General features: G+C 69.9%; 7 protein-coding genes. 6 read left to right on the top strand and 1 reads right to left on the bottom strand.

The window, feature by feature from the left end:
• Positions 1-489: hypothetical protein (locus VIR15_RS09325; RefSeq protein ID WP_331927200.1), on the bottom strand; the 489-nt coding region annotated here is incomplete at its 3' end.
• 69 nt (positions 490-558) lie between these two features.
• On the opposite strand from VIR15_RS09325, the gene VIR15_RS09320 reads away from it, so the two are divergent.
• The 6 genes from VIR15_RS09320 to VIR15_RS09295 form a co-directional block, all read left to right on the top strand.
• Positions 559-1,923, top strand: a complete 1,365-nt coding sequence (locus tag VIR15_RS09320) for a helix-turn-helix domain-containing protein (RefSeq protein ID WP_331927199.1) — start codon at positions 559-561, stop codon at positions 1,921-1,923.
• Between the two features lie 166 nt (positions 1,924-2,089).
• Positions 2,090-3,571 carry a uracil-xanthine permease family protein gene (locus tag VIR15_RS09315; RefSeq protein ID WP_331927198.1) on the top strand — a complete coding sequence of 494 codons (1,482 nt, stop codon included), beginning with the start codon at positions 2,090-2,092 and terminating at the stop codon, positions 3,569-3,571.
• A gap of 184 nt (positions 3,572-3,755) precedes the next feature.
• Positions 3,756-4,691: an FAD binding domain-containing protein gene (locus VIR15_RS09310; RefSeq protein WP_331927197.1), complete on the top strand. Its 936-nt coding sequence runs from the start codon at positions 3,756-3,758 to the stop codon at positions 4,689-4,691.
• The gene (locus VIR15_RS09305) at positions 4,684-5,265 is read left to right on the top strand and encodes a (2Fe-2S)-binding protein (RefSeq protein ID WP_331927196.1); all 582 of its coding nucleotides are present in this window, start codon (positions 4,684-4,686) and stop codon (positions 5,263-5,265) included. The genes VIR15_RS09310 and VIR15_RS09305 overlap by 8 nt, the downstream gene beginning before the upstream one ends.
• Entirely contained in the window at positions 5,262-7,727 is a 2,466-nt protein-coding gene (gene cutA / locus VIR15_RS09300) for an aerobic carbon-monoxide dehydrogenase large subunit (protein WP_331927195.1), read from the top strand. The genes VIR15_RS09305 and cutA overlap by 4 nt, the downstream gene beginning before the upstream one ends.
• A partial coding sequence (locus tag VIR15_RS09295) for an SRPBCC family protein (protein WP_331927194.1) occupies positions 7,724-8,249 on the top strand: 526 nt, incomplete at its 3' end. The genes cutA and VIR15_RS09295, both read left to right, overlap by 4 nt.

The following is an 8,249-nucleotide window of genomic DNA, read 5'->3' as shown; positions in this document are numbered from 1 at the left end:
GAGCGCGGCGGCGGCCAGGTCGCGCGCCAGCTCAGCGAGGGCACCCTCGCCGGCGCCGAGCGAGCGCGCGAGCCCTCCCCAACCGATCGAGTGGACAACTTCTGCGTCGGGATGACCCCGAAAGCTGTTCACTCGATCGGGGCTGGGGGGTGATGTGACCGGTGTGACGCGCGCCGGGGGCCGCACTCGTGCCGCGACGACGTCAGCCTCGGGCAGTCGCACGTGGCCACCTCCGACAGCGACCGTGTCGCCCGGCTCGACCCCCCAGACGATCTCCCCGGAGGACGCCGCCAATCGCAGTCCGATCGGCTGCTGCAGGGCGTCCCGCGCGAGCAGTGCCAGGACGGCGTCATGCTTGCCGAGGTCGAGGTACACGCAGGTCGGGAAGGCGCCAAGTACCCCCGCCTCACGCACGGGTCCAGTGACGGCCCCGACGACGAGAGGTGACACGGCCGCGGGCCACTGTGGTCGTGCGGCAGCGGTCAACACGTGCGCCATCCTCCTCGCGTTCCAGCCGGACCGATGACCGACGGTACCTAGGCAGGTTAGGGTGCGCTCATGGTGAATGTTGCCAACGATCCCGGCGTCATCGACAGTGAATTGACAGCCTCGCCCGTCGAGTCAGCCGCCGAGCTGGCCCTGGTCAAGGAGCAGCTCGACCGACAGACGGCTGCGCTGCGCCGCCTCGAGGATGCCGACCGGGCCCTCGTCCAGATCGTCCTCACCGGCGGCACGCTCGACGAGCTGTGCGAGCGCGTCGTCTCCTTCCTCGACCCGATGTCACGAGCGGGAGCGATGGTGACGACGACCGATGGCCGGGTCGTGGCCCGCGCAGGCGCGCCGGACGAGCTCGCCCGGGCCGAGGCGCTGTCCTGTTTCGACCGGTCCGGGCGGTTCCTGGTCGAGTCCGAGCCGATGGGACCGCGTGGCGACGGCAGGGATGCCGACCGGGCGGCGGTGCGGATCATCGCCGGGCAGCTAGACCACGGTGTCATCGTCGCCTTCTCGAGTCACCGGGAACTCACCGAGGATGACGTCCGCCTCCTGGAGCGCGCGGCCACCGTCGCGGCACTCGCCATCACCAAGGACCAGGCGGTCGCGGCGGTCGAGAGCAAGTATCGCGCCGAGTTCCTCAGGGACGCCCTCTCCGGCCGGGCCGGCACACCGATCGACGCCGTCTCCCACGCGGCCTCGCTCGGCTGGGACATCGACCGGCCCATGGTCGTCGTCGTGGCCGAGACCGACGAGGACGACGATCGCACCGAGCGCGACCGGGACGAGATTCGGTTCCTCCAGCAGCGGTTCGCCCGAGCCTGGACGCACGCCGTGGGAGTCCGCGACCCGAGCTCGCCGGTCGTGGGCTTCAGCCGGGAGGTCGTGGCGCTCGTCGCCGTACCCGGGGCCGCCGACACGGAGCGGGTCATGCGCACCGTCGGCGACCTCGTCCGGGTCGTCCGCGGCGACGGCGGCGGTGGGCGGCGCAGCTTCTCCGCCGGCGTCTCCCGGACCATCACCTCACCGGAGCAGCTCCCGCAGGCCTACGACGAGGCGCTGTCAGCCGTCTCCGTCGGTCGCCAGATGCAGGGCGACGGTGCCCTCGCCCACGTCGACGGGCTCGGGATCTACCGGTTGCTGGCCCTGATCCCCGACGGGGCGGACCTGCGCCGCTTCGTCCGGGAGTCGCTGGGCGAGCTGGCCACGGACGACCAGCCGGAGTACGCCGACCTGCGCCGGACCCTCAGCATCCTCATCGACACCAACATGAACGTCGCCGAAACGGCACGTCTCCTCTTCTTCCACTACAACACGCTGCGCTACCGGATCGGCAAGCTGGAGAAGATGCTCGGCCCCTTCACGTCCGACCCGGAGCTGCGCCTCACGCTGGCCCTGGCACTCAAGGTGCACCAGATGCGCGGGCTCTGACGCGCTCCCGAGGGTACGTAAGGTTTGACAGGTAACGGGACCAACTCGTTATCACCAAATGCCGAACTCCACCCCCGAGAATCAGAGTAGTTTGCGCCCAATCCCGATGTGGGAGTGAGCCGGGTCACAGGAGGTGACCGGCCGCCAATTCGCTGAGGAGTCTTCAATGGCTTTGGGCTGGAAACTGCACGGGGACGGCAAGACGATGGGCCCTGACGACGTCGTCGCCCCCGACGAACGTCTCTCGTGGGGCAAGACGGTGGGGCTCGGAGCCCAGCACGTCGTCGCCATGTTCGGGGCGACCTTCGTCTTCCCGATCGTCATGGGCCTGAACCCGCAGCTCGCGATCATGATGAGCGGTATCGCGACGATCATCTTCCTGCTCATCGTCAACGGGAAGGTACCGAGCTACCTCGGCACGTCGGCCAGCTTCGTGGGCGGTGTCGCGGCCATCCGGGCGCAGGGCGGTGACTCGGCCGAGGTCACCGGCGCGATCCTCGTGGCCGGCATCGTGCTGGCTCTCGTCGGCGTGCTCATCCACTACCTGGGTTCGTCGGTGCTGCACCAGGTGCTGCCGCCCGTCGTCACCGGCGCGGTGGTCATGCTCATCGGCTTCAACCTGGCCCCTGTCGTCGCCGGCATCTACTGGCCGCAGGACCAGTGGGTGGCGATCCTCGTCATGCTCTTCACGATCGTCTGCGCGGTCGCGTTCAAGGGCTTCATCTCGCGCATTGCGGTGTTCTTGGCGCTCATCTTCGGCTTCGTGCTGTCGTGGGTCCTGGACAAGACCGTCGGCATGATCAACTCACCGCTTCCCGGTGCCGCCGAGGCGACGGACCACTTCCGCACGAACTTCGACGCGGTCGGCGCGGCGTCCTGGATCGGCTTCCCGCCCGAGACCATGATCGCCCCGGACGGCAAGGAAGTCGTCGGCTGGCACACGCCGAGCTTCTCCGTCGCCGCGATCCTGCTCGTCCTCCCGGCGGTCATCGCGCTCATCGCGGAGAACACCGGCCACGTCAAGGCGGTCGCCGAGATGACCGGCCACAACCTCGACCCGTACATGGGCCGCGCCATCGCCGCCGACGGTGTCGGCACGGCGCTCGCCTCCTCGGTCGGTGGCTCGCCGACGACGACCTATGCCGAGAACATCGGGGTCATGGCTGCGACGAGGGTCTACTCGACGGCCGCCTACTACGTCGCCGCGATCGTCGCGATCCTCTTCGGCCTCTCGCCGAAGTTCGGCGCCCTCGTCGCGGCCGTTCCGGGCGGGGTCCTCGGCGGCATCACCGTCGTCCTCTACGGCATGATCGGCCTGCTCGGCGCCAAGATCTGGAAGGAGAACGGCGTCGACTTCGGCAACCCGATCAACCTCGTGCCGATCGCCGCGGGCATCATCATCGGCATCGGCAACGTCGAGTTGAAGATCACCGAGGACTTCGCGCTCGGCGGTATCGCCCTCGGCACGATCGTCGCCATCGCCGGCTGGCACCTCGCCAAGGCGATCGCCCCGGCTGAGCTGAGAGCCCGAGCCGAGTCGGCGCACGGCACGATGATCTCGCTCGGCGAGGAGGAGGGCACCTACGGCGACGCCGACCGGATCGATGACCTCTACCAGAACGACGGCCCGCGGGAACCGAAGCTCTGACGACCTGCGTCGACACGCCACACGGGCCCTCGATCAATCGAGGGCCCGTGTGCATATCGGGGCCACTCGATTTGGCAGGCTGGGAGGGTCCGTCAACGCGCTGGCAAGTTGTGCCAAAGGGCCACGCCCAGCGATGCACAAGACCCTCTAGTCCCACACGCCTCCGGAAGGCAGGATCAGTTCGGTGAAGCCCGCCCCCTTCGTGCACCACGCGCCTCGCTCGGTGGAGGAGGCCGTCGCCGTCCTCGGTGAGGTCGGCCACGACGGCAAGATCCTCGCCGGCGGCCAGAGCCTCATCCCGATCCTCAACATGCGTCTCGCCTCGCCCGCCCACCTCGTCGACATCAACCGGGTCGAGGGGCTCTCGGACATCACCGTGGAGGACGGCTGGGTGCGGATCGGCGCTCTCGTCCGGCACCGTGCACTCGAGCGGTCGGAGGAGGCCTACGCCGTCCAACCGATCCTGCGCCAGGCCCTGCTCAACGTGGCGCACCCGGCCATCCGCAACCGCGGCACGACGGTGGGTTCGATCGTGCATGCCGACACGGCCGGCGAGATGCCGGCCATCCTCGCGCTGACCGACGGGGTCGTCGAGATGGTCGGGCAAGCGGGTCGCCGGGAAGCATCGTGGAAGGACTTCTTCCTCGGCGCGCTCGAGTCGTCCTGTGGGCCGGAAGAGCTCGCTGTCGCAGTGCGGTTCGGACGCTTCGTCGAGGGCACGGGCACCTCCTTCCTCGAGTCGGCACGGCGGTCCGGTGACTATGCGCTCGCCGGGGTCGGCGTCGCCGTGACCCTGACCGACGGCACGGTCTCCGGCGCCCGCGCCTCCTTCGTGTCGGTGACGGACATCCCGTCGGTCCTCGACCTCGACCCGCACCTCAGGGGAGTCGAGCCGGGCTCGAGCGAGTGGGACGACGCACTCGATGCCGTCGCCGAAGCGGTCCAGGCACACGTCGAGCCCGAGTCAGACATCCACGCGAGCGCCGAGTACCGCCGGATGCTGGCCAGCGAGCTGACCCGCCGGGCACTGACTCAGGCGGCGCACCATGCACACTCGATGCAGGGGGACCTGCCACGAACTGGACAGTCGACGGAAGGTGAGGGCGAGCGCGATGACTGAGCAGGCCACGACCGAGGAGCTGCGGGAGGCGCTCCACGACGTGACGATCGTCGTCAACGGGGTCGCCCGTACCGCCTCTGCGCCCGCGCGGCGCCTCCTGTCCGACTTCCTGCGCCACGACCTCAAGCTGACCGGCACGCACGTCGGCTGTGAGCACGGGGCCTGCGGTGCCTGCACCGTCCTCGTCGACGGCGAACCGATGCGCTCCTGCCTCATGTTCGCCGTCACCGCCCAGGACCACGCGATCACGACCGTCGAAGGGCTCGGGTCGCTCGAGGACCCGAACCCCGTCCAGCAGGCCTTCACCGAGTGCCACGGGCTCCAGTGCGGCTTCTGCACGCCGGGCTTCCTCACGACCGTCACCGCGTTCCTCGAGGAGAACCCGTCGCCGACCGCCGAGGAGGCCCGCGAGGCGGTCTCCGGCAACCTCTGCCGCTGCACCGGCTACCAGAACATCGTCAAGAGCGTCCTGCGTGCCGCCGAACTCCGGGAGAAGCCAAACGTGGCGTATGCCGCTGAGCCGGCTCAGCGGCATACGTCCAGTTCTGCCGTGGCTGAGGAGGACTCAGCGTGACGACGCAGATGTTTGGCGCGCCCATCAAGCGTCGCGAGGACCCGCGGCTCGTCACGGGCGGCGGGCGCTACCTCGACGACCTCGGCCACGACGCGCTCGAGGCGGCCTTCGTCCGCAGCCCCCACGCCCACGCCCGGATCGTCGACATCGACGTGGCCGATGCCATCGACATCGAGGGGGTGGCGGGGATCTATCTCCACGAGGACCTCACCGGGCCGATGGCAGACGCGCTGCCCCTCCTCATCCCGCACCCGACGCTGACGCATGGCCGGACGGCGCACGCCCTCGCAAAGGACGAGGTCAACCACGTCGGCGAGGCCGTCGTCATGGTCGTCGCGACGAACCGCTACGTCGCCGAGGACGCCTGCCAGCGGATCCGGGTCACCTACGAGCAGCTGCCCGTCGTCGTCGGTATCGAGGCCGCCCGGGACGGCGAGCACCTCGTCCACGACGACGTCCCCGGCAACGTCTCGGCCCACATGCTGCAAGAGGTCGGCGACGTCGAGGCGGCCCTGGCGGCGGCGCCGCACACGTTGACGCTCGACCTCGACATCGAGCGGAGCGCCTCCATGCCGATGGAGGGCAAGGGCGTGTACGCGCGCTGGGACGACGAGCGCGGCGAGCTGCGGATGTACTCGTCCACGCAGACCTCCACGGGGGTCCGGGCCGCCGTCGCGGCACGTCTGGGGCTGCCGCTGGCCAAGGTCGAGTGCATCGCGCCGGACGTGGGCGGCGGCTTCGGCGTCAAGATCATGCACCCGTGGCCCGAGGAGGTCCTCGTGGCCTGGTCGGCGCGCCAGCTCGGCCAGCCGGTCAAGTGGACGGAGGACCGGCGCGAGCACTTCATCTCGTCCGCACACGAGCGGGGCCAGCTGCATCGGGTCACCGTCGGCTTCGATGACGAGGGCCGCCTGCTCGGCCTCGACGTGAAGTTCTGGCACGACAACGGCGCCTATACGCCCTACGGGATCATCGTCCCGATCATCACCTCGACCCAACTGCTCGGCCCCTACAAGCCGGGCACCTACCGGGTCGAGTTCTGGTCGCTGTACACCAACACCGTCATCGTCACGCCGTATCGCGGGGCGGGTCGGCCGCAGGGCGTGTTCGCGATGGAGCGGACGATGGACGCCATCGCCGACTACCTGGGGCTCGACCGGGCCGAGGTCCGGTCGCGCAACTTCATCCTCCCGGAGGAGATGCCGTACGACCACGGGCTGCTCTTCCAGGACGGCCGGCCGCTCAAGTACGACTCGGGCGACTTCCCCGCCAGCCTCGACAAGCTCAAAAAGCTCGTCGGCTGGGACGACTTCGCGGCGTATCGGGCCCAGGCCGAGGCCGACGGGCGCAAGGTCGGGCTGGGGATCGGCTGCTACGTCGAGGGGACCGGGGTCGGACCGTACGAGGGCGGCCACATCCAGATCGAGACCTCGGGGCGGGTCAACGTGTCGACCGGCCTGACGTCGCAGGGGCAGGGGCACGAGACGGCCTTCGCCCAGATCGTCGCCCAGGAGCTCGGGGTCCGCCTCGAGGACGTCCATGTCACGACCGGTGACACGCGCCGGATGCCCTACGCCGTGGGGACGTTCGCGTCCCGGGCAGCCGTGATGTCCGGCAACGCCATCGCGCTCGCCGCGCGCAACGTCCGGGCCAAGGCCCTGCGCATCGCGGCCGACGCGCTCGAGGTGTCGGTGGACGACCTCGACATCGCCGAGGGGACGATCAGCGTCAAGGGCGCCCCGCACACGTCGATGTCGCTCGGGACGGTGTCCGTGCTGTCGAACCCGCTCCGCTACGCCTTTGACGAGGCGGCCAAGGCGGCCACCCAGTTCGCCGGCACCTTCGACCCGGACAAGCCGCCTGTCGCCGACGACGAGGAGCCCGGCCTCGAGGGCAAGGACTTCTACTCCCCCACCCAGGCGACCTTCGCCAACGGGATGCACGCCGCCGTCGTCGAGACCGACCCCGTCACGGCCGACATCAGGATCCTGCGCTACTGCGTCATCCACGACTGCGGTCCGATGATCAACCCGATGATCGTCGAGGGCCAGGTCCACGGCGGCGTCGCCCAGGGGGTCGGCGGCGCCCTCTACGAGCGGATGGCCTACGACGACTCCGGTCAGCTGCTCAACGCGTCGTTCATGGACTTCCTCATGCCGTATGCCACCGAGGTCCCTCACGTCGAGACCGACCACCTCGAGACGCCGTCGCCGCTCAACCCCTTGGGCATCAAGGGCGCCGGCGAGGCGGGGTGCATCCCCGTATCGGCCGTCATCGCGTCGGCAATCGAGGACGCCGAGGGCTTCCCGATCACCCGCATGCCGATCTCCCCCAACGACCTGTGGGAGCTGCGGCGCCGCCACGAGGCCGGGGACCTACCCTCCCTCCGGCGGGCACGACCTGCACACACGGCGTCGTCCGAGCCGACGTCCGACCCCACGACCCAGGAGCCGTCCGCATGAAGATCTCCGGCACCGCCTCCCTCGCCGCCGACCCGCTGAAGGTCTGGGACGCCATCCACGACCCCGCGGTCCTCGCGCGCTCCCTGCCCGGCTGCGACCGACTCGTCGAGATCGCGCCGAACCACTACGCGATGACCGTCACCGCAGGGGTCGCCGCCATCAAGGGTTCGTACGACGGCGAGGTGCGCCTGCTCAACCCGCAGCACCCCGAGTCGTTCACCATGAAGGCGTCCGGGTCCGGAGCGCCCGGCACCGTGGCCGCGGACGTGGACGTGCAGGTCGCCCCGAGCGATGACGGTGGGACGCGCGTCACCTACGTCGCTGACGCGACGGTCGGTGGCCCGATCGGGGGCGTCGGCCAGCGAATGCTGTCCGGGGTCACGAAGAAGATGGCCGGCCAGTTCTTCGCCGCCCTCGATGCCGAGATCGCCGGCGTCCCGCCCGAGCTGCGCGCCCACGCGCCCGCCCCGGCCGCGCTGGGAGTGGGCGTGGGAGAGCCGGCCCCAGCGGCGGCCGGCGCGC

The sequence above is a fragment of the Intrasporangium sp. genome (assembly GCF_036566125.1).
In the GTDB taxonomy this organism is placed as follows: domain Bacteria; phylum Actinomycetota; class Actinomycetes; order Actinomycetales; family Dermatophilaceae; genus Intrasporangium.
The sequence above is the reverse complement of the archived record's forward strand: the minus strand, read 5'-3'. Positions and strand labels throughout refer to the sequence as shown.